Source organism: Rhodanobacter sp. FW510-R10, from assembly GCF_058781105.1.
Window position 1 is genome coordinate 712,861 of the sequence record NZ_JBYSWL010000001.1, and the last position, 20,179, is coordinate 733,039.

The 20,179-nt window shown below is 66.1% G+C and carries 16 protein-coding genes; 10 read left to right on the top strand and 6 right to left on the bottom strand.

Annotated features, from left to right (window positions below; genetic code table 11):
• Nucleotides 1-146: 146 nt before the first annotated feature.
• From AC3WJB_RS02875 to AC3WJB_RS02885, 3 genes are all read right to left on the bottom strand, one after another.
• Nucleotides 147-533 (bottom strand): phasin family protein, encoded by a 387-nt coding sequence (locus tag AC3WJB_RS02875; RefSeq protein WP_492678520.1) that lies wholly within the window; start codon nucleotides 531-533, stop codon nucleotides 147-149.
• Between the two features lie 164 nt (nucleotides 534-697).
• On the bottom strand, nucleotides 698-1,081 hold the full coding sequence (gene queD / locus AC3WJB_RS02880) for a 6-carboxytetrahydropterin synthase QueD (protein WP_492678522.1): 384 nt from the start codon (nucleotides 1,079-1,081) through the stop codon (nucleotides 698-700).
• 61 nt (nucleotides 1,082-1,142) lie between these two features.
• Nucleotides 1,143-2,156 (bottom strand): pyridoxal-phosphate dependent enzyme, encoded by a 1,014-nt coding sequence (locus AC3WJB_RS02885; protein ID WP_492678524.1) that lies wholly within the window; start codon nucleotides 2,154-2,156, stop codon nucleotides 1,143-1,145.
• A 281-nt stretch (nucleotides 2,157-2,437) separates the two neighbouring features.
• Here AC3WJB_RS02885 and zwf point away from each other — a divergent pair, with 281 nt between their 5' ends.
• The 10 genes from zwf (at nucleotide 2,438) to hemC (ending at nucleotide 18,148) form a co-directional block, all read left to right on the top strand.
• Nucleotides 2,438-3,844: a glucose-6-phosphate dehydrogenase gene (gene zwf / locus AC3WJB_RS02890; protein WP_492678526.1), complete on the top strand. Its 1,407-nt coding sequence runs from the start codon at nucleotides 2,438-2,440 to the stop codon at nucleotides 3,842-3,844.
• Nucleotides 3,838-4,545: an HAD family hydrolase gene (locus AC3WJB_RS02895; RefSeq protein ID WP_492678528.1), complete on the top strand. Its 708-nt coding sequence runs from the start codon at nucleotides 3,838-3,840 to the stop codon at nucleotides 4,543-4,545. The genes zwf and AC3WJB_RS02895 overlap by 7 nt, the downstream gene beginning before the upstream one ends.
• Before the next feature lie 32 nt (nucleotides 4,546-4,577).
• Nucleotides 4,578-5,681, top strand: coding sequence for a transaldolase (gene tal, locus AC3WJB_RS02900; RefSeq protein ID WP_492678530.1), 1,104 nt, complete (start codon nucleotides 4,578-4,580; stop codon nucleotides 5,679-5,681).
• On the top strand, nucleotides 5,678-7,366 hold the full coding sequence (gene pgi, locus AC3WJB_RS02905; protein ID WP_492678532.1) for a glucose-6-phosphate isomerase: 1,689 nt from the start codon (nucleotides 5,678-5,680) through the stop codon (nucleotides 7,364-7,366). The genes tal and pgi overlap by 4 nt, the downstream gene beginning before the upstream one ends.
• Nucleotides 7,363-9,009, top strand: a complete 1,647-nt coding sequence (gene pgm / locus AC3WJB_RS02910; RefSeq protein ID WP_492678534.1) for a phosphoglucomutase (alpha-D-glucose-1,6-bisphosphate-dependent) — start codon at nucleotides 7,363-7,365, stop codon at nucleotides 9,007-9,009. Before pgi ends, pgm begins: the two co-directional genes overlap by 4 nt.
• Before the next feature lie 115 nt (nucleotides 9,010-9,124).
• A complete protein-coding gene (gene tkt / locus AC3WJB_RS02915; protein ID WP_492678536.1) occupies nucleotides 9,125-11,173 on the top strand; it encodes a transketolase in 2,049 nt (682 codons plus the stop codon).
• 201 nt (nucleotides 11,174-11,374) lie between these two features.
• Entirely contained in the window at nucleotides 11,375-12,865 is a 1,491-nt protein-coding gene (locus AC3WJB_RS02920) for an efflux transporter outer membrane subunit (RefSeq protein ID WP_492678538.1), read from the top strand.
• A gap of 61 nt (nucleotides 12,866-12,926) precedes the next feature.
• Nucleotides 12,927-14,087 carry an efflux RND transporter periplasmic adaptor subunit gene (locus tag AC3WJB_RS02925; RefSeq protein WP_492678540.1) on the top strand — a complete coding sequence of 387 codons (1,161 nt, stop codon included), beginning with the start codon at nucleotides 12,927-12,929 and terminating at the stop codon, nucleotides 14,085-14,087.
• A 9-nt stretch (nucleotides 14,088-14,096) separates the two neighbouring features.
• Nucleotides 14,097-17,147, top strand: coding sequence for an efflux RND transporter permease subunit (locus tag AC3WJB_RS02930; protein ID WP_492678542.1), 3,051 nt, complete (start codon nucleotides 14,097-14,099; stop codon nucleotides 17,145-17,147).
• Nucleotides 17,148-17,227: 80 nt separating this feature from the next.
• Nucleotides 17,228-18,148: a hydroxymethylbilane synthase gene (gene hemC / locus AC3WJB_RS02935; protein WP_492678544.1), complete on the top strand. Its 921-nt coding sequence runs from the start codon at nucleotides 17,228-17,230 to the stop codon at nucleotides 18,146-18,148.
• 26 nt (nucleotides 18,149-18,174) lie between these two features.
• Here the strand turns inward: hemC and AC3WJB_RS02940 are convergent, their stop codons facing one another.
• The 3 genes from AC3WJB_RS02940 to AC3WJB_RS02950 form a co-directional block, all read right to left on the bottom strand.
• Nucleotides 18,175-18,981, bottom strand: coding sequence for a DUF481 domain-containing protein (locus tag AC3WJB_RS02940; RefSeq protein WP_492678546.1), 807 nt, complete (start codon nucleotides 18,979-18,981; stop codon nucleotides 18,175-18,177).
• Nucleotides 18,982-19,168: 187 nt separating this feature from the next.
• Nucleotides 19,169-19,807 carry a group II intron maturase-specific domain-containing protein gene (locus AC3WJB_RS02945; protein ID WP_492683048.1) on the bottom strand — a complete coding sequence of 213 codons (639 nt, stop codon included), beginning with the start codon at nucleotides 19,805-19,807 and terminating at the stop codon, nucleotides 19,169-19,171.
• The gene (locus AC3WJB_RS02950; RefSeq protein WP_492678548.1) at nucleotides 19,746-20,177 is read right to left on the bottom strand and encodes a hypothetical protein; all 432 of its coding nucleotides are present in this window, start codon (nucleotides 20,175-20,177) and stop codon (nucleotides 19,746-19,748) included. Before AC3WJB_RS02950 ends, AC3WJB_RS02945 begins: the two co-directional genes overlap by 62 nt.
• Between the last annotated feature and the right edge of the window lie 2 nt (nucleotides 20,178-20,179).

The following is a 20,179-nucleotide window of genomic DNA, read 5'->3' on the forward strand; positions in this document are numbered from 1 at the left end:
TGCGGCTCCGCCGCGACAACTTGAATCGGCCAGGCGACGGGAGCGCCGGGTCGGCTGCGCCACTGCAGCCGGACATGAAAAAGCCGGACCTGGGGTCCGGCTTTCTCGTGCGACAAAACGACGCGCCGCCTGTCAACATGGTTTATTTACTTGGCGGCCTTCTTGGCTGCGGCAACCGGAGCGGCAACCGCATCGTTGGCAGCCTGACGCTGCTCCTGCAGCAGGGCGTTCAACGACTCGGCGGTCTTCTGCGTGATTGCCAGGATGTCCTGCGACAAGGCGACCGAACGCTCGGCGCTCTCACGGTTCAGGGCGGCGCCCTTTTCCCACAGGCTGCGCAGGCCATCGACGTCGCGGGTATCCATGGCTTCGGCCACGAAATCGGCGGAAATCTGACTCTGCTCCTCTAGCGCCTTGAGCTGCTTGCCGGCGACGGCCTCCAGGCTCTTCAACGTAAGGGCCTGAGCCTTGAACACATTGTCGGTGAACTGCTTGGTGAAGCTGAACAACTGGTTGTTGAGTTGCTGGGTCATGGTGGTGTCCTCACAAAGGGTGGGTGTTGAGGCACACTCTAGCAAGGCTTTTGGTGCAATGCAACATATTCTGATGATTACCGCCATGTGTTTACAACATATTCAACTACATCAATAGGTCGCGCTCCTCTATATCTTCGCTGCGCCGCCGCATACCTCGACTCTCAGGCCGGTAGGCTCCCACGTTCACCGCGATAGCGGCAGCCCGAGGTGCAGGTTTCGCGCACCACGACCTCGGACAGCAGTGGCAGGCTTGGCTGCAAGCGCTCCCACAGCCAGACGGCGATGCGCTCGCTGGTCGGGTTGTCCAGGCCTTCGACCTCGTTGAGATAGTGGTGGTCGAGCAGCTCGTGCAGGGGCCCGAACGCCTGCTTGATGTCGGCGAAGTCGAGCACCCAACCGCTGTCGGCTCCTAGCGGACCGGTGACATGGATCTCCACGACGAAGGAGTGGCCGTGCAGACGTGCGCACTTGTGTCCGGCCGGCACATGCGGCAGACGATGCGCAGCTTCAAACGTGAAGGTCTTGAAGATCTCCATGTGCGGCATGGTACCGCGACCACGCGGGGGAGGCCGCTCCACCCTGCCACGGCCGTATGTCGTGTCGGCTTCAGCCGGCCGCTGGCGGCGGCAAGACCCCAACCTGCGCCTGCCGGGCAAAACTCGGCAGGTCGATGTTCGATCCGCACACGATCACGGCCACCCGTTGGCCCTCGACGCGTTCGCGCAGCGGACCGCACAGGGCGGCCGTGGCGGCAGCAGCAGCCGGTTCGACAGCGAGCTTCATGTCGGTGAACAGCAGGCCCATGGCTTGTTGCATGGCCACGTCGGGGATGGTGACGATGTCATCGACAAAGCGCCGCGCCAGTCCATAGGTGTAAGGCAAGGCGTACGGCGCGGCCAGGCTGTCAGCGATGGTGTCGACGCGCTCCAGTCGCTGCGGTGCGCCGGCGCGGAAACTGCGGCTCATGCTGTCGGCGCCGACCGGCTCGACGCCATAGACCTTGCAGCGCGGCTGCATCTGTTTGACCGCGCAGGCAATGCCGGCAATCAACCCGCCACCGCCAATCGGCACGACCACGGCGTCCAGGTCCGGTGCCTGCCGCGCGAGCTCGTAGCCCACCGTGGCGGTGCCGAGCGCGGTCAATTCGCCTTCGAACGGGTGCACGAAGCTGCGGCCTTCCGCCTTGCGGATGCGCTCGACCTCCTCGAACGCGGCATACACGTCTTCCGCCAGGACGACCTCGGCGCCGTAGGCACGACACGCGGCAACCCGCGCCGGGTTCGCGGTCTTCGGCATGACCACCTTGGCGCTGGTGCCCACGGCGCGCGCGGCAAACGCGGTGGCAATGGCATGATTGCCCGCGCTCACCGCCGTCACCCCGCGACGCCTGGCCTCCTCGTCCAGCGCCAGTGTGTTCAACAGTGCGCCGCGTGCCTTGAATGTACCGGTGTACTGGAACAGTTCAAGTTTCAGCAGGACCTGGGTCCGTGGTCCGGCCGCCGCGGCAATCGCATCGCCACGCCACGCCCACACCGGAGTTTGGCGGATGCGCTCGCCGAGGCGCTGCCGGGCCTGGCCAATGTCTTCGGGTGTGGGGGTCGTGTCAGATGCCGCATTCATGCCTGAACCCGCTCCTGCCGCTGCGCATGTCCTGCCATCGTATCGCGATCGTGTGGCGCGGAGTGGGCACCCGTGCCGCATGCGACGACGACGACCCGGGGAGGCTGGGCGGTGGAAGCCTCCGGACACCTGCGGCACACGCCTGCTTCACCTGCGCGCGCGCACACTTGGCGTCTGGCCGCGGCTCCCGGACAACGGTGGCAAGATGCATGCTCCGGGCGACCCTGACGTCGCCATCGACGTCGCCACGTTCCCTCCCTCGCATGGAGCACCCAACCATCATGGCTACACCCCGTTCGGATGCGTTGGTTTTCTTTGGCGCCACCGGCGACCTCGCCTATAAGAAGATTTTTCCCGCGTTGCAGGCGCTGACCCAGCACGGCGAACTGGACATGCCAATCATTGGCGTGGCGCATTCGGGGTGGAGTGTCGAGAAACTCCGGCAACGTGCCCACGACAGCCTGGCCGAAGCGGCCCGGGACAGCGGCGGCAGCCCCGACGAGGCGGCGTTCGCCCAACTGGCCGGCCACTTGGACTACGTCGATGGTGACTACAACGACCCAGCCACCTTCGTCCAGTTGCGCAAGGTCCTGGGCGAGGCCAAGCGGCCACTGCACTACCTGGCCATACCACCCAGCTTCTTCTCGACGGTGGTGACGAACCTCAATCAGGCCAGTTGCGCGAAGGATGCGCGCGTGGTGGTGGAGAAGCCCTTTGCCCGCGACCTGGCTTCGGCGCGGCAACTCAACCGCACCTTGCATGAAGTGTTTCCCGAAGCATCGATCTTCCGCATCGACCATTACCTGGGCAAGGAGCCGGTGCAGAACCTGCTGTACTTCCGCTTCGCCAACACCGTGCTTGAGCCGGTGTGGAACAACCGCTACGTCGACAGCGTGCAAATCACCATGGCCGAGGATTTCGGCGTGGCCGGGCGCGGCGCGTTCTACGACAGCGTGGGGGCGATCCGCGACGTGTTGCAGAACCACCTGCTGCAGGTGACCTCGCTGCTGGCGATGGACGCCCCAGTGGGCAGCGACCCGACCTCGTTGCGCGCCGAAAAGCTGCGCCTGTTCCGCGCCATGCGCCCGCTCAACCCGCGCGACGTCGTGCGCGGTCAATTCAAGGGCTATCGCGACATCGCCGGCGTGGCTGTCGACTCGGACGTGGAAACCTTCGTGGCGCTGGCGCTGCACATCGACACCTGGCGCTGGGCCGGGGTGCCGTTCTACATCCGCGCCGGCAAGCACCTGCCGCTCACTGCCACCGAAGTGGTGGTGGACATGAAGCCACCGCCGCTATCGATCTTCGACCCGATCACCCCGCCACTGTCGAACTACTTCCGCTTCCGCCTGAGTCCCGACGTGGTCATCGCCGAAGGCACGCGCGTCAAGCGCGCCGGTGAATCCATGCAGGGCGAGCCAGTGGAGCTGGTGGCCAGGCATCGACCGGGACCTGTCAAGTCGCCGTACGAACGCCTGCTGGGTGACGCCTTGCGCGGCGACAACGGCCTCTTCACCAGCGACGAGAGCGTGGAGGCGGCGTGGGCGGTGGTGGACCCTGCCTTGAAGCACGAACACGGAGTGGAGCTCTACGAGCCGGGCAGTTGGGGCCCAGCCGTGGCCCAGCACGTCGTCACCAGCGCCGAGGGCTGGCACAACCCAGCGGTAGAGGCCACCAAGCCATGCTGAGCGGCGGCAAGCCAGTCGCCTGCGTGTTCCTGCTGGACGTCGACAACACCTTGTTCGACAACGACCGCTTTGCCGCCGATCTCGGCGCGCGCCTGCGGAACGATTTTGGCGCGAGCGGCCGCGACCGCTACTGGCAACTGTACGAAGCGCTGCGCGACGACGTAGGCTATGCCGACTACTTCGGCGCCCTGCAGCGCCTGCGCGTGGAGCTGGAAGCCGAGCCGGCAATCCTGCGGCTGGGCGAATGGATACTCGCCTATGCCTACGCCGGCAACCTCTACCCCCAGGCGCTGGCGACGGTCGCGCACCTGCAGGCACTGGGCCCCACGGCGATCCTGTCTGACGGCGATGCCGTCCTGCAGCCCCACAAGATCCGGCGCAGCGGGCTATGGGAGGCGCTGCACGGTGAGGTGATGGTTTTCGTGCACAAGCAGGAAATGCTCGCGGCGGTGCAGACGCTTTACCCAGCCGGCCATTACGTGATGCTCGACGACAAGGCACGGGTGCTGGCGCAAATGAAGCAGCACATGGGCGCACGGTTGACCACGGTGTTCGTGCGCCAGGGCCACTACGCGCAGCAAGCCGGGCCGGACATCGAGCCCGCGCCGGACCTCCAGGTGGAGCGTATCGGCGACGTTCGTGATTTTGCGCCCGAGGATTTCAGGCGCGCGGCAGCGGCCGCACCGCTGGCCGACATTTGACTGCAGCGTCCGCAAGCTGCAAGGAGATACCCATGCAAGCCACCCAAGCACTCCGCCAGATGGGCCAGAGCCTATGGCTGGACAACATCACCCGAAGCCTGTTGGACGATGGCACGCTCGCGCGCTACATCGCCGAAGACGCCATCACCGGACTGACCTCCAATCCCAGCATTTTTGACAAGGCCATTGGCAGCGGTGACGCCTACGATGCCGGCATCCAGGATGGCCTGCGCCACGGCCTCTCCGGCGAGGCGCTGTTCATCGAGCTGGCATTGGACGACCTGCGTCGTGCCGCCAAGCTGTTCGAGCCGGCCTTTGCCGCCAGCGGGCATATGGATGGCTGGGTATCGATGGAGGTCTCACCGCTGCTGGCCCACGACACCGCAGGTAGCGTTGCCGCGGCGCGGCGCATCCACAACCAGGCGCGCTGCGCGAACTTGTTCGTCAAGATTCCCGGCACGCGCGAAGGCGTGCCCGCGATCGAGGAAAGCATCTACGCCGGCGTACCGATCAACGTCACCTTGTTGTTCTCGCGTGCGCAATACCAGGCCGTTGCCGAGGCCTACATGCGCGGCATCGAGCGACGCCTCAAGGTCGGGCTCGACCCCCGGGTGCATTCCGTCGCCTCGCTGTTCGTCAGCCGCTGGGACGTGGCCGCCAACCCGCAGCTGCCGGAGGAACTGCACAACCGGCTCGGCATCGCCGTGGCAAGGCAGACCTATCGCGCCTACCGTGAACTGCTGGCCTCGCCGCGCTGGAAGAAACTCGCCGCCGCGGGTGCGCCCGTGCAACGCGTGTTGTGGGCCAGCACCGGCACCAAGGACCCGGCCGCTCCCGACACGATGTATATCGACGCCCTGGCGGCACCGGACACGATCAACACGATCCCGGACAAGACCCTGCTGGCCTTCGCCGACCACGGCACCGTGGGCAGCGCGCTGCCGGCGGACGGCGGCGATGCCGATGCCGTGGTCGCCAAGATCGCCGCCGCCGGCGTGGACATCGGCGCGCTCGCCGAAAAGCTGCAGCACGATGGTGCCGCAGCCTTCGTCAAGTCCTGGAAGGAGCTGCTGCAACGCCTCGTCGACAAGGCTGGCGCGCTGGGTTCCGAAGCACCCGCCAAGGCGGCGCCATGAACGCAGCGGAACTCACCGCGCGACCGCAGTGGCAGGCACTGCAACGGCATGCCGCGCAGATTGGCGGACGGCACCTTCGCGAGCTCTTCGCCGACGATCCTCAACGCGGTGAACGCTACACCGCCGAGGCCGTCGGCCTGTACCTGGACTATGCCAAGCAACGCATCGACGCCGAGACGATGCGCCTGCTCGATGCGCTGGCGCAAGCCTGCGGCCTGCCGCAGCGGATTGCCTCCATGTTTCGCGGCGATACCATCAACACCAGCGAGGACCGGCCGGCGCTGCACGTGGCCCTGCGCGCGCCCAAGGGCGAGAAAATCCTGGTGCGCGGCCACGACGTGGTGCCTGACGTGCATGTCGTGCTGGAGCGGATGGCCGCGTTCAGTGACGGCGTGCGCAGCGGCGAGCGGCGCGGGCACACCGGCAAACGCTTGCGCAACGTCATCAGCGTCGGCATCGGCGGTTCCGACCTTGGCCCGGTGATGGCCTACGAGGCGCTGCGCGCCTACAGCGACCGGAGCATGACGTTCCGCTTCGTGTCCAACGTCGACGGCACCGATTTCAGCGAGGCCACGCGCGACCTCGATCCTGCCGAAACCTTGTTCATCATCTGCTCCAAGACCTTCACCACGCTGGAGACGCTGACCAACGCACACGCTGCGCGACGCTGGTGCCTGGCCGCGCTGGGTGACGAGGCGGCGGTGGCCAAGCACTTCGTCGCGGTCTCGACGAACGCGGATGAAGTGGCGAAGTTCGGCATCGCTGCCGAGAACATGTTCGGCTTCTGGGACTGGGTCGGCGGCCGCTATTCGATGGACTCGGCGATTGGTTTGTCCACTATGCTGGCGATCGGCGCGCCACGTTTTGGCGAGATGCTGGCCGGCTTCCACGCCATGGACGAGCACTTCCGCAACGCGCCCCTCGCGTACAACCTGCCGGCCCTGATGGGCTTGCTCGCAGTGTGGAACAGCAACTTCCTGGGCGCGGCGACAGTGGCCGTGTTGCCCTACGAACAATACCTGAAGCGCTTTCCCGCCTATCTGCAGCAGTTGACCATGGAGAGCAACGGCAAGCACGTCACCCTGGAAGGCGCACCGGTTGGCTACACCACCGGTCCAATCTATTGGGGCGAACCAGGCACGAACGGCCAGCACTCGTTCTATCAGCTGCTGCACCAGGGCACGCGTCTGGTGCCCTGCGACTTCATCGGCTTTGCGCAGGCCTTGAATCCCGTGCCGGTGCACCAGGCAGGCGGTGACCAGCACGACCTGCTGCTCGCGAATTTGATCGCCCAAGGCGAAGCGCTCGCCTTCGGCAAGACCGCGGCGCAGGTGCGCGCCGAAGGCGTCGCCGAAGCCCTGGTGCCGCACCGCACGTTCGAGGGCAACCGGCCCAGCACGACCATCCTTGCCCAGCGGCTCACGCCCTACGCACTCGGCACCCTGGTGGCGCTGTACGAGCACAGCGTGTTTGTGCAGGGTGTGATCTGGGGCATCGATTCCTTCGACCAATGGGGTGTGGAACTCGGCAAGCAGCTGGCCAAGACCACGATTGCCGAGCTCACCGCCGACGAACTTCCGCCCCTGCACCACGACGGATCTACGAACGAGCTGGTCCGGCGCTATCGCACCCTGCGCGACGGCGCCACATCCATATCCGCAGCAACGGCCAGCAAAAATCCATGAGCCAGCAGATCAATCCCCTCGCGGGCAAGCCCGCGCCCAAATCGATCCTCGTCGACGTGTCCGCCTTGCTCGCCGCCTACAGCGAGCTTACGCCCGACCCGGCCGAACCCACCCAGCGCGTGGCTTTCGGCACCTCCGGCCATCGCGGCAGTTCCCTCGCGCGCAGCTTCAATGCCGCGCACATCCTCGCGATCAGCCAGGCGATCTGCGAGTACCGCAAGGCTCACGGCATCAATGGGCCGGTGTTCATTGGCGCCGACACCCACGCCCTGTCCGGGCCGGCGTTCGAGAACGCGCTGGAAGTGCTGGCGGCGAATGGTGTCGAAACCATGATTTCCCGCGGCGGCGAGTTCACCCCGACGCCGGCGGTGTCGCACGCGATCCTGGTCTACAACCGCGGGCGCCGCACCGGCCTCGCCGACGGCATCGTCATTACTCCCTCGCACAACCCGCCGGACAACGGCGGCTTCAAGTACAACCCGCCAAACGGCGGCCCGGCGGACACCGAGGTCACCGGCTGGATCCAGAAGCGCGCAAACGCGTTGCTCGAGGCGAAGCTTGCTGGCGTCAAGCACATGCCATACGCACAGGCGCGCCAGGCCGCGACCACGCATGAACACGATTACCTCGAGGCCTATGTCACCGATCTCGCCAAGGTCGTCGATTTCGACGCAATCCGTGGCGCCCATGTGCACATGGGCGTCGACCCGCTGGGCGGCGCCGGGGTGCACTACTGGGCTCCGATTGCCGAGCGCTACGGGCTCGACCTGACCGTGGTCAGCGACGTGGTCGATCCGCAATTTGCGTTCATGAGCGTGGACTGGGACGGCAAGATACGCATGGACCCCTCCTCGCGCTACGCCATGCAGCGCCTGATTGGGCTGAAGGACAAATACGACATCGCGTTTGCCTGCGACACCGACCACGACCGCCACGGCGTGGTCGCGCGCAGCAGCGGCCTGCTGGAGCCGAACCATTACTTGTCGGTGCTGGTGGATTATCTGTTCCGCCACCGGCCGCAATGGAGCTCGCAGGCCGCGGTGGGCAAGACCCTGGTCAGCACCGCGCTGATCGACCGCGTGGTCAAGCGCCTCGGGCGCCGGCTGTACGAAGTGCCAGTCGGCTTCAAGTGGTTCTCCGCCGGACTGTTCGACGGGTCGCTCGGCTTTGGCTGTGAGGAAAGCGCCGGCGCCTCACTGCTGCGCCGCGACGGCACGGTGTGGACCACCGACAAGGACGGCCTGGTGCCCGCCTTGCTCTCGGCCGAGATCACCGCGCGCCTGGGCAAGGATCCCGGCGAGCTCTATGCGCAACTGACCAAGGACCTCGGCACGCCCTTCAGTGATCGCGTGGAAGCCGCGGCGACGCCGGAGCAGAAGGCCAAATTGGCCAAACTCTCGCCCGGGCAGGTGACGGACACGCGGCTCGCCGGTGAAAAAATCGAACAGGTGCTGGACAAGGCCCCCGGCAACGACGCGTCCATTGGTGGCATCAAAGTCGTGGCCGCCAGCGGCTGGTTCGCGGCGCGGCCCTCGGGCACCGAGGCGATCTACAAGATTTACGCCGAGAGCTTCAAGAGCGAGAGCCACCTGCAGAGCCTGCTCAAGGAAGCGCAGGGCATCGTCGACGCCGCGCTCGGTTGAACAGTGGGAGCTCCTCATGGGCTCCCACCTAAACGCCGGGATGCTGCCCCATTGGTCGCGGGCAGGCACCTACAATAGGCGGATTGCCTTTATCGAATCCCATCCGGAGAAACCGATGTCCAACGCGCTCGATCAGCAATGTGTCAACACGCTCCGCTTCCTGTCGGTGGACATGGTTCAACACGCGAACAGTGGGCATCCGGGCCTGCCGTTGGATGCGGCGCCGATGGCCTACGCGCTGTGGACGCGGCATATGAAATACAACCCGCAGGATCCGCACTGGGCCGATCGCGACCGCTTCGTGCTGTCGGCTGGGCACGGCTCGGCCCTGCTCTACAGCCTGCTCTTCGCCACCGGCTACGACGTGTCACTGGATGACATCAAGCATTTTCGCCAATGGGGCAGCAAGACCCCGGGCCATCCGGAGTACGGCCACACACCGGGCGTCGAAGTCACCACGGGCCCGCTGGGGCAGGGCCTGGCCAACAGCGTCGGCATGGCCATCGGCGAGGCGAACCTGGCCGCGCGCTACAACCGCGAAGGCCACACCGTGATCGACCACCACACCTGGGCCATCGTCAGCGACGGCGACTTGATGGAGGGCGTGGCCTCCGAGGCGGCATCGCTGGCCGGACACCTTCAGCTCGGCAAGCTCATCTGCCTGTATGACGACAACGAAGTGACCCTGGCCGCGGGTGCCGATATCACGTTCTCCGAGAATCGGGGCAAGCGCTTCGAAGCCTACGGCTGGCAGACCATCCGCGTGGAGGACGGCAACGACCTCGACGCGCTCGACGCCGCACTGGACGAAGCCCGGGCCGATGCCGCGCGGCCGTCGCTGATCCTGGTGCGCACGCATATTGGCTACGGCTCGCCCAAGCAGGACAGTTACAAGTCGCACGGCTCGCCGCTTGGCGTCGAGGACGTGAAGCTGACCAAGCAGAAGCTGGGCTGGCCCGCCGACGCCGACTTTTTCGTGCCGGAGGACGCGTTGGCGCACTTCCGCGAGGCGGTGCGGCGCGGGCAACGGGCGCAGGCGGACTGGTCCGCTCGGATGGACGCCTACGCGGCCGCGCACCCCGACCTCGCCAGGGAATTGCGTGCGCGCCTGCAAGGCGAGCTGCCGGCCGGCTGGGACGTGGACATCCCGGTCTTCCCCGCCGACCCGAAGGGCGTTTCCACCCGCGTCGCGGGTGGCAAGGTGATGAACGCGTTCGCCACGAAACTGCCGGCCTTGACTGGTGGCTCGGCCGATCTCGACCCCTCCACGTTCACCGCCCTGAAGGGCCTCGGTGACTTCAATCCACCGCTGCGGCCGGGCATGGACAAGGAAGGATCGGATGGCGGCGGCTGGAGCTATGCCGGCCGCAACCTGCACTTTGGCGTGCGCGAACACGCGATGGGCGCGATCGTGAACGGCCTGGCGGTGCACGGCGGCTTTCTGCCCTATGGCGCGACGTTCCTGATCTTCTCCGACTACATGCGGCCGGCGATCCGCCTGGCCGCCTTGATGGGCCTGCACATCGTGCATGTCTTCACCCACGACAGCATCGCGCTTGGCGAGGATGGCCCGACGCACCAGCCGATCGAACAATTGGCCAGCCTGCGCGCGATTCCCAACCTGACCGTGATCCGCCCCGCCGACGCGAACGAAACGGCCGAAGCGTGGAAGGTCGCGGTGCAGTCCAAGGGCCGGCCGGTGCTCCTGTCGCTGAGCCGCCAGAACCTGCCGACGATCGACCGCCAGCGTTACGCCAGCGCCGGTGGCCTGCAGCAGGGCGCCTACGTGCTCGATCCCGAACAAGGCAAGGATCCCGAATTGATCCTGATCGGCACCGGCTCCGAGGTCAGCCTGATCCTCGCCGCCGCGGACCAGCTGCGGCAACACCGGGTGGCCGTGCGCTGCGTGTCGATGCCGAGCTGGGAACTGTTTGATGCGCAACCGCAGGCCTACCGCGACAGCGTGCTGCCACCTGCAGTCGGCGCCCGCCTGGTGGTGGAGGCCGGCGTCGCCCAAGGTTGGGAACGGTATTTCGGCCCCCGCGGCGACATGCTCTCGATCGAGCACTTCGGCGCGTCAGCGCCCGCCGAGGTGTTGCTGCGCGAATTCGGCTACACGGTCGAACACGTAGTGCAGAAAGCCCGGGCCTTGCTGAAGCGCTGAACGGGCAACCAGTCGGAGGCGAGCGGAAAGTGCGGGGTGCGAAGCGGGAGTGGCGTCCAGACGATGCTGCTTCTTGCTGCGCGCCCCTGTTCTTTCACTTCCTGTCGTACATCGGGCGCATACCATTTCGTGTACTCTCTATATCTAAACTGATTAGTATGGTATTGTGCACCGCGCCATAATTTCGCCCAGGGCTGTCTCTTGCATATCAACCTGCTCCAACGACGCTCTGCCGCCAGCTGCTGCAGCGCACTTCTGCTGGCGCTCACCGGTTGTGCGGTCGGCCCGGACTACCGCCGCCTGCCAGCGCCCGATGTCGCCCGCTATACGGCGCAGGCGCTGCCGGCGGCAACGGTCGCCAGTGGCGACGGTGCCAGCGACGCGCAGCGCTTCCAGCAAGGGCACGACGTACCGAGCCGGTGGTGGACGCAATTCGACAGCCCCCAGCTGATCCGTCGCGTCGACCGCGCCCTGGCCCACAGCCCGAGCATTGCCTCGGCCGATGCCGCGTTGCGCCAGGCATTGGAAAACGCCCACGCCGCCGGCGGCACGCTATGGCCCGCAATCGACGCCGGCGCCGGGGTCACCCGGCAAAAGCAGTCGGCGGCGGCGTTTGGCGGCGCCTTCAAGTTCCCGCCACTGACCGTGTACAACGCCTCAGTCAACGTCAGCTATGGCCTGGACCTGTTTGGCGGCACGCGGCGTGCTATCGAGAGCCAGGAGGCCCTGGCCGACGTGCAGCGCGCACGGACCGATGCCACCTACCTGACGCTGGCGGCGAACGTGGTCACTGCCTCGCTGCAGGAAGCATCGCTGCGCGAACAGGTACGGGCGACCGAGGACATCGTCGCGGCGCAGCGCCAGAGCCTGCAGATCGCCGAGCGGCAACAGCGGATCGGCACCAAGTCGTTGTCCGACACGCTCGCGGTACGCACCCAGTTGGCCGCAACCGAGGCCAGCCTGCCGCCGCTGCGCGCCCAACTGGCCGCCACCCGCAACCAGCTGGCGACCTACCTCGGCACCACACCGGCGCAACTGCAGTTGGTTCCGCTCGAGTTGGGCGAGGTCAAGCTGCCGGCGGACATTCCCGTCAGCCTGCCCTCACGCCTGGTCGAACAGCGCCCGGACATCCGCGCCGCCTCGGCGCAATTGCATGCGGCCACGGCACAGCTCGGCGTGGCCACCGCGGCCATGCTGCCGCAGATCACACTCTCGGCCAGCGGTGGCTCGCAGGCGTTGCGCGCCAGCGCTCTGTTCGCCGCCGGTACGCGCTCGTGGTCGCTGGGGCTCGGCCTGACCCAGCCGTTGTTCCATGGCGGCGAGCTGCTGCATCGCAAGCGCGCGGCGCAAGCCGGATTGGACCAGGCCGCTGCGGACTGGCAACAAACCGTGCTGGTGGCCTTCCAGAACGTCGCCGACGCGCTGCAGGCCCTCGAGTTCGACGCGCAAGGCGTGGCGGCGCAGACGGTGGCCGAGGACTCCGCTGCGCAACAACTCGCCTTGACCCGCAGCCAATTCAAGCTCGGCGCCACCGGCTACCTCGAGCTGCTGCAGGCCGAACGCAGCCATCAGCAGGCACGTCTGGCACTCATCCGGGCACGCACGGCACGCCTGGCCGATACCGCCGCGCTGTACACGGCGCTCGGCGGCGGTTGGCAGGCCGCTGCCGACGTGGCCAACCAGCAACCCTAGGGTCCTCCCGCTCCCCCGACTGCCCATCCGACCATCCGCACCAAACACAGGAGTACCGCGCATGTCCACGCGCGCTGAACACAAACCCAGTATCAGGAAACGCATGTTGTGGATGGTCGTCGGCGTGCTGCTGTTGATCGCGCTGATCGCCGGCATCAAGGTGCTGCTGGTGATGCGCATGCTGCACAACATGCCCAAGCCGACGCCGGCCACGGTGAGCACCGCCACGGTCAGCGCACAAGGCTGGCAGCCGGCGCTGCGGGCCGTGGGCTCGCTGCGCGCCGCCAACGGCGCCGACCTGGCCATGGACGCCGCCGGCGTCGTCGACACGATCAGCCTGAAATCCGGCCAGGACGTGAAAAAGGGCCAGTTGCTGCTGCAATTGCGCGACGGCGACGAGGTTGCCGCATTGCATCAGCTCGAGGCCGCCGCCCAGCTTGCCAAGCTCACGTTCGACCGTGCGCGCCAGCAGCTGGCCGCCCAGGCCATCAGCCAGGCCGACTACGACACCGCCGCGGCGGATCTCAAGGCCAAGCGGGCCGCCGTGGCGCAACAACAGGCGCTGCTGGCCAAGAAGCAGTTGCGCGCCCCATTTGCCGGGCGGGCCGGCATCATCACGCTGAGCCCGGGCGACTACCTGAGCGCGGGTACCGTCGTGGCCACGCTGCAGCAGCTCGATCCCTTGTTCGTCGACTTCAACCTGCCGCAACGCGAGCTGGGTCGGCTGCACGTCGGCCAGCGCGTGCACCTCGCGCTGGATGCCTACGCCGGGCGCACGTTTGACGGCCAGGTCAGCGCCATCAATTCCCGGGTGGATCCCGACAGCCGCAATGTGCAGGTCGAAGCGCGGGTGCCCAACCATGACCAAGCCCTGACCCCGGGCATGTTCGCCAAGCTCAGCGTGGACGTCGGCGAGCAAGAGCCGCGGCTGACCCTGCCGCAGGCCGCCATCGTCTACAACCCCTACGGCGACACGGTCTACGTGGTGCAGCCGTCCAAGGGCAAAGACGCGCAAGGCAGGCCATTGCCGGCCACCGTGCAACAGGCCTTCGTCACCCTCGGTGACACCCGCGGCGACCAGGTCGCCATCGTCAAGGGCCTCGAGTCCGGCACCGTAGTGGTGACCAGCGGCCAGATCAAACTGAAGAACGGGGCGCCAATCGTCGTCGACAACAGCGTGCAGCCAGCCAACAGCGCGCAGCCCTCGCCGCAGGAACAGTGAGTCGCAAAGATGAAGTTCACCGACCTGTTCATCAACAAGCCGGTGCTGGCGATCGTCGTCAGCGCGCTGATCCTGGTGCTGGGCGTGCGTGCCATCACCAGCCTCAGCGTGCGCCAGTATCCGCAGACCCAGAGCGCCACGGTCACCGTCAGCACCGCCTACTATGGTGCTGACGCGCAGACCATGGCTGGGTTCATCACCCAGCCGCTGGAGCAGGCCATCTCGCAGGCGCAGGGCATCGATTACCTGTCCTCCAGCAGCGTGTCCGGCATCTCCACGATCACCGCGACGCTGCGCCTGAACTATGACGCCAACCGCGCCCTGACGGAGATCACCACCCAGGTCAACTCGGTGAAGAACCAGCTGCCGCCGCAGGCGCAGCAGCCGGTGCTGAACGTACAGACCGGCGAAACCGTCGACGCCATGTACATCGGCTTCTACAGCGACGTGCTGCCGACCAACAACATCACCGACTACCTGGCGCGCGTGGTCAAACCCAAGCTCGACGCGCTTGAGGGAGTGCAGACCGCGGAACTGCTGGGTGCGCGCCAGTTTGCCCTGCGCGCCTGGCTGGATCCGGCCAAGATGGCCGCCCACGGGGTGACCGCCAGCGACGTCAACGCCGCGCTGGCGGCAAACAACTATCTGGCCGCGGTGGGTTCGAGCAAGGGCCAGGCGGTGACCGTGGACCTCACCACCGACAGCAGCCTGCACACCGTCGATGAGTTCAAGCAGCTCGCGATCCGCGAGGTCGACGGTGCCATCGTCCGCCTGCAGGACGTGGCCACGGTCACCCTGGGCTCGGAAAACTACGACTTCAACGTCGCCTTCAGCGGCAAGCGCTCGGTGTTCGTCGGCATCAAGGTGGCGCCGGATGCGAACGTGCTGGACGTGGCCAAGCGCGTGCGTGATGCGTTCCCGGAAATCCAGCAGCAATTGCCGAGCGGCTTGACCGGGACCATCGTTTACGACGGCACCGACTTCGTCAACAGCTCGATCAGGGAAGTGGTCAAGACCCTGGTCGAGGCGCTGCTGATCGTCACCATCGTCATCTTCCTGTTCCTCGGCAGCCTGCGCGCGGTGATCATCCCGGTGATCGCCATGCCGCTCGCACTGATCGGTGCGTTCTTCGTCATGCTGGTGCTCGGCTACTCGATCAATCTACTGACCCTGCTGGCACTGGTGCTCGCGATCGGGCTGGTGGTGGACGACGCAATCATCGTGGTGGAGAACGTCGACCGGCACATGAAGGAGGAGGGCAGGCCACCGCTGCAGGCGGCGCTGCTGGCGGCGCGTGAACTCGGCGGGCCGATCATCGCCATGACCATCGTGCTGATCGCGGTCTACGTGCCAATTGGTTTCCAGAAGGGTCTCACCGGAGCCCTGTTCACCGAATTCGCTTTCACCCTGGCCGGGGCGGTCGCGGTGTCCTCGATTGTCGCGTTGACCCTGTCGCCCATGCTGACGGCCAAATTCTTCCGCGCCGAGCAGGAAAGTAGCCGCTTCGTGCAATTCATCGACCGCCAGTTCGAGCGCGTGCATCACGGCTACCAGCGCCTGCTGCACAGCGTACTGATGACCTGGCCGGTGGTGATCGTCATGGCCGGACTGTTGCTGCTGGCCACGATCGCCCTGGGCCTTACCGCGCAATCGGAGCTGGCGCCAGAGGAGGATCAGGGCGTGGTGGTGGGACAGATCGTCGGCGCGCCAAACGCGACCTCGCAACAGATGAACGTGTACTCCACGCAGATGTTCAACCTGGCCCGGGAATTGCCGGAATACGAGCAGATGTTCCAGATCACCGGCGTGCCGACGGTCAACCAGGGCATTGGCGGGGTGGTGTTGAAGCCCTGGGACCAGCGCCATCGCAGCGCCCACGAACTGCAGCAGGTGCTGCAGCAGAAGTGGAACGGCATTGCCGGCGCCCGCGTGGCCGCATTCCAGTTCCCGCCACTGCCCGGCGCGCAAGGCCTGCCGATCCAGGTGGTGATCACCACGACCGAGCCGTTCGCCAACCTCAACGAAGTAGCAAGCGAAGTGCTGGACAAGGCCCAGGCGAGCGGCCAGTTCTACTTCATCGACTCGGACCTGAAGATCGACAAGCCGCAAGCCACGGTCGCCTTGGACCACGACCTGATCGCCTCGCTGGGCATGACCCAGGCCGACGTCGGCACCTCGCTGGGTGCGGCCCTGGGCGGCGGCTACGTCAACTACTTCTCGATCTCCGGGCGCTCCTACCGGGTCATCCCACAGGTGCTTCAGGTCGACCGGCTGAATGCGGACCAGGTGCTCGACTACTACCTGCGTGTGCCGGGCGGCGCCCTCGTCCAGGCCGGTACCGTGGCCAAGATCACCCACCAGGTGGTGCCGCAGTCGCTGAACCGCTTCCAGCAGCTGAATTCGGCCACGATTTCCGGCGTCTCGGGCATGTCCCAGGGGGACGCCTTGGCCTATCTGCGCAACCTGGTGCACGAGGTCGCGCCCAGCGGCTACAACGTCGATTATGCCGGCCAGTCACGCCAGTTCATGCACGAGTCCGGCGGCTTTGGCGTCACGCTGCTGTTCGCGGTCATCATCGTGTTCCTCGCCCTGGCGGCGCAGTTCAACAGCCTGCGCGACCCGATCGTCATCCTCGTCTCGGTGCCGCTGGCCTTGTTTGGCGCGCTGATCTTCGTCAACCTCTTTACCAGCCTCAACATCTACACCGAGGTTGGCCTCGTCACCTTGATGGGCCTGATCAGCAAGCACGGCATCCTGATCGTGCAGTTCGCCAACGACTCGCAGCGCGCCGGCATGTCCAAGCGCGAGGCGATCGAGCATGGCGCGGCGGTGCGGCTGCGACCGGTGCTGATGACTACGGCAGCCATGGTGCTCGGCGTCATGCCGCTGGTGATCGCCGCCGGCGCTGGCGCCGCGGGCCGCTTCAACATGGGCCTGGTGATCTCCACCGGCCTGGCCATCGGCACGCTGTTCACCTTGTTCGTGGTGCCGGCGTTCTACATGTTGCTGGCCCAGGACCATCATGCGGAGGCGGAGGCAGCACCCAAGCTGACGGCGTGACCGGCGCCGGTACCTGCCGGCATACGCCGGCCGCGCAACTACGCGACAATAAGGGGTTGCCGATCACCAAGGAGCGCCGCATGAACCCGTCGACCTTGCGCATTGCCACGCGCAAAAGCGCGCTTGCCCTGTGGCAGGCGGATCACGTCGCCGGCCTCCTGCGCCAAAGCTATCCGGGGCTTGGCGTGGAGCTGGTGCCGATGACCACCCGCGGCGACGAGGTGCAGGACCGTTCGCTGGCGTCGCTGGGCGGCAAGGGGTTGTTCCTCAAGGAACTGGAGCTGGCCATGCTGGAGGGGCGGGCCGACCTTGCCGTCCATTCACTCAAGGACGTCCCCGCACAGCTGGATACGGATTTCACGCTGGCGGCCATCCTGACCCGCGCGGACGCCGCCGACGCCTTCGTCAGCAACCACTTCGAGACTCTCGCCGAGCTGCCTGCCGGCGCGCGCGTGGGTACCTCCTCGCTGCGCCGGCGCGCCCAACTACGCAGCCTGCGACCGGACGTGGAGGTGCTGGATCTACGCGGCAACGTCGGCACCCGCCTGGCCAAGCTCGACGCCGGCACTTACGATGCCATCGTGCTGGCTTGCGCCGGACTGCAGCGCCTGGGCCTGGCCGACGGACGCATACGTTCACGCCTGGTGGCCCCGGCCTGGCTGCCGGCACCTGGCCAGGCCGCGATTGCCATCGAAGCTTGCCAGGCCAATACCGAAGTCGTCGCCCGGCTGGCGGCGCTTGACGATCCAGACACGCGGATCACGGTCGCAGCCGAGCGGGCCATGAACCGCGCGCTTGGCGGCAGTTGCAGCATCCCGATTGGGGCGTGGTGTACCCGCAGCGGCGACACCCTGCGGTTGCAGGGCCTGCTCGGCGACCCGGACAGCGGCCGTATCCTGCGCGCCGAGGCCAGCATGGATGCCAGCCAGACCGACGCGCTCGGCCAGCGGGTGGCCGAGCGGCTCCTGGCGCAGGGCGGCGGCGCCTGGCTCGGTTCTTGAGCCAACAGCGCGGCGGGCGAGGCCCGCTAGAAGTTGTAAACGAGGTTGGTCGTGGTCAAGGTGTCGGTACGCTTGATGCCAGGCAGGACATTGCTGTGGTGGCGTATCTGCAGCGCGACCTTCAATGCCAACTTGCTGGTCATGGTCACCGACAAGCCGGCGTCATTCTGCACATACTTGTCTTCAGAGCCGACTTCCATCAGCAGCTTGTCTTCAAACGCGGTGTTTTCGGTGAGCCGGTAGCGATAGCTGACCAGGCCGCGGCCAACCGCCTCGTTGACCGTGGGCTGGTGCTGGCGCACCACCACGCCATCCACCAGGGTGTTGACCTCGGCCGGCTGGTAACGCTTGTAACCGGGGCCGGCTTCGAAGGACAACTCGGTGCGCGCCGTCTTCAACGCGATATAGCCGTAGCCCAGCGATACCACGCCCTGCCAGAGGTTGGCGCCGAATTCATCGTGCTCGTAACGGGCAGCGCCCACGATGTAGCTGCGCGGATCGAGTTTCAGACCTACCGACGCCCCACCGTCGTAACGGTTCGCCGTGGTGTTGAACTGCGTCACCGTGGCCCCCGAGGCATCAATGATCTTCTGCTGCGACTTGGAACGCAGCGCATCCAGGAAGAACACATTCTTCCAACGGTCGTTTTCCTGGTTGAGGCCGAGCTTTGCATCGACATTCTGCGAGCGGGTATTGCCGGTGGTCGAGGCAAAGCCGAACTCGCCGGATCCGGTCCAGCCGCCATTTTGGGCTGCGGTGGGGGCGTCTTGCGCCTGGGCTGCAAGACTCGCGCTGGCGACCAGCAAGGCGGCGACAAGCAAACTTCTTTTCATTGCGAACGTCCTCGAACCTGCATCGAACAAACGCACACATTAATAACAGGCGTTGAACTCGCAATGAACGGTAGTGCGGTGCAATGCGCTCGATGACAATCACCACACGGCCATGTGATCGGGTAGGGAGCCGGAATCCTCCGGCCCCCTCCCACACCACCGTACGTGCGGTTCCGCATACGGCGGTTCACGAGTGACACTGAAGATACCGGCTGGTGTCGAGTAGCGATACCAGTTGCAGCCGGTCGAAGAAGGCTTTCGGAAACGCTTGATTCATGTGGCTGGCACCGCTGTTCCACCACGGGCCTTGCCCGTTGTGGCCGGAGTGCCAGGCCCGCGCCTCCGGCAGCCCTCGTTGGCGCAGCATCGCGGTGCGCCGCTGACGCGTCTTGGCTTGTCGCCACAACAGGCAACGTAGCCGACGCCGCAACCATCCGTCGAGTTCCTTCCACACCGTCTTGCTCTCGCTGAGCTGGAAGTAGCCAACCCATCCACGAAGCACCGGATTCAGTGTTTCGAGAGTCCGAGTCAGGCTGCGCCCGCGTCCCTGACGTAACAGCTCACGCACGCGGCCGGTCAGACGGACCACACTTGGTAGTGCGACCTTGAGCCTGATTCGACCAGCGGCGTGGGTCAGGGTGTAGCCCAGAAACGTGCGCTTCCACGGCCTTGCACATGCACTCTTCGTTGCATTGACTTGCAACTTCAGGCGTTCTTCCAGGAACACCTGCATGGCGGCCATCACGCGTTGCCCTGCCGCTTCACTACGAACATAGATGTTGCAATCGTCCGCATAGCGACAGAACGCATGTCCGCGCTTCTCCAGTTCGCGATCCCAGTGTCCGTACCCCGCCCGAGGGCTTGGGTATGTCCACCGCGCGCACCGCCGATGGCAGATACTGTCCTGCCAACAAGGCCGCTCTCACGCTGGGCCAATGCATCGTCAACCAGTCCTTGAACGATCCCACCGTCAGGCCATCGACCCCCGGTGCGCCACCGTTGCGGACCACTTTCTGATACGCCGACCACACGTTGCTGCGCTCGATCACGGCTTCCATCAGCCGTGACACCTCCGCTTTCGTTTGCCCGGCTGCCGCCGTGATCGACTCGGCACCACACGGCCTGCCCACGGGATACTGTCCCGCCTCTCGGCCCTTGGCCCCGGCTTCCCGGGCTTCTGCCTTCTCGTCGATCATCG

What these genes read in the sequence shown, in the direction of transcription:
- AC3WJB_RS02875 (WP_492678520.1), bottom strand. Translation starts at nt 533, where the DNA reads ATGACCCAGCAACTCAACAACCAGTTGTTCAGCTTCACCAAGCAGTTC.
- hemC (WP_492678544.1), top strand. Translation starts at nt 17,228, where the DNA reads ATGAACCCGTCGACCTTGCGCATTGCCACGCGCAAAAGCGCGCTTGCC.
- zwf (WP_492678526.1), top strand. Translation starts at nt 2,438, where the DNA reads ATGGCTACACCCCGTTCGGATGCGTTGGTTTTCTTTGGCGCCACCGGC.
- tkt (WP_492678536.1), top strand. Translation starts at nt 9,125, where the DNA reads ATGTCCAACGCGCTCGATCAGCAATGTGTCAACACGCTCCGCTTCCTG.
- AC3WJB_RS02950 (WP_492678548.1), bottom strand. Translation starts at nt 20,177, where the DNA reads ATGATCGACGAGAAGGCAGAAGCCCGGGAAGCCGGGGCCAAGGGCCGA.
- AC3WJB_RS02930 (WP_492678542.1), top strand. Translation starts at nt 14,097, where the DNA reads ATGAAGTTCACCGACCTGTTCATCAACAAGCCGGTGCTGGCGATCGTC.
- queD (WP_492678522.1), bottom strand. Translation starts at nt 1,081, where the DNA reads ATGCCGCACATGGAGATCTTCAAGACCTTCACGTTTGAAGCTGCGCAT.
- pgm (WP_492678534.1), top strand. Translation starts at nt 7,363, where the DNA reads ATGAGCCAGCAGATCAATCCCCTCGCGGGCAAGCCCGCGCCCAAATCG.
- AC3WJB_RS02940 (WP_492678546.1), bottom strand. Translation starts at nt 18,981, where the DNA reads ATGAAAAGAAGTTTGCTTGTCGCCGCCTTGCTGGTCGCCAGCGCGAGT.
- AC3WJB_RS02895 (WP_492678528.1), top strand. Translation starts at nt 3,838, where the DNA reads ATGCTGAGCGGCGGCAAGCCAGTCGCCTGCGTGTTCCTGCTGGACGTC.
- tal (WP_492678530.1), top strand. Translation starts at nt 4,578, where the DNA reads ATGCAAGCCACCCAAGCACTCCGCCAGATGGGCCAGAGCCTATGGCTG.
- pgi (WP_492678532.1), top strand. Translation starts at nt 5,678, where the DNA reads ATGAACGCAGCGGAACTCACCGCGCGACCGCAGTGGCAGGCACTGCAA.
- AC3WJB_RS02885 (WP_492678524.1), bottom strand. Translation starts at nt 2,156, where the DNA reads ATGAATGCGGCATCTGACACGACCCCCACACCCGAAGACATTGGCCAG.
- AC3WJB_RS02925 (WP_492678540.1), top strand. Translation starts at nt 12,927, where the DNA reads ATGTCCACGCGCGCTGAACACAAACCCAGTATCAGGAAACGCATGTTG.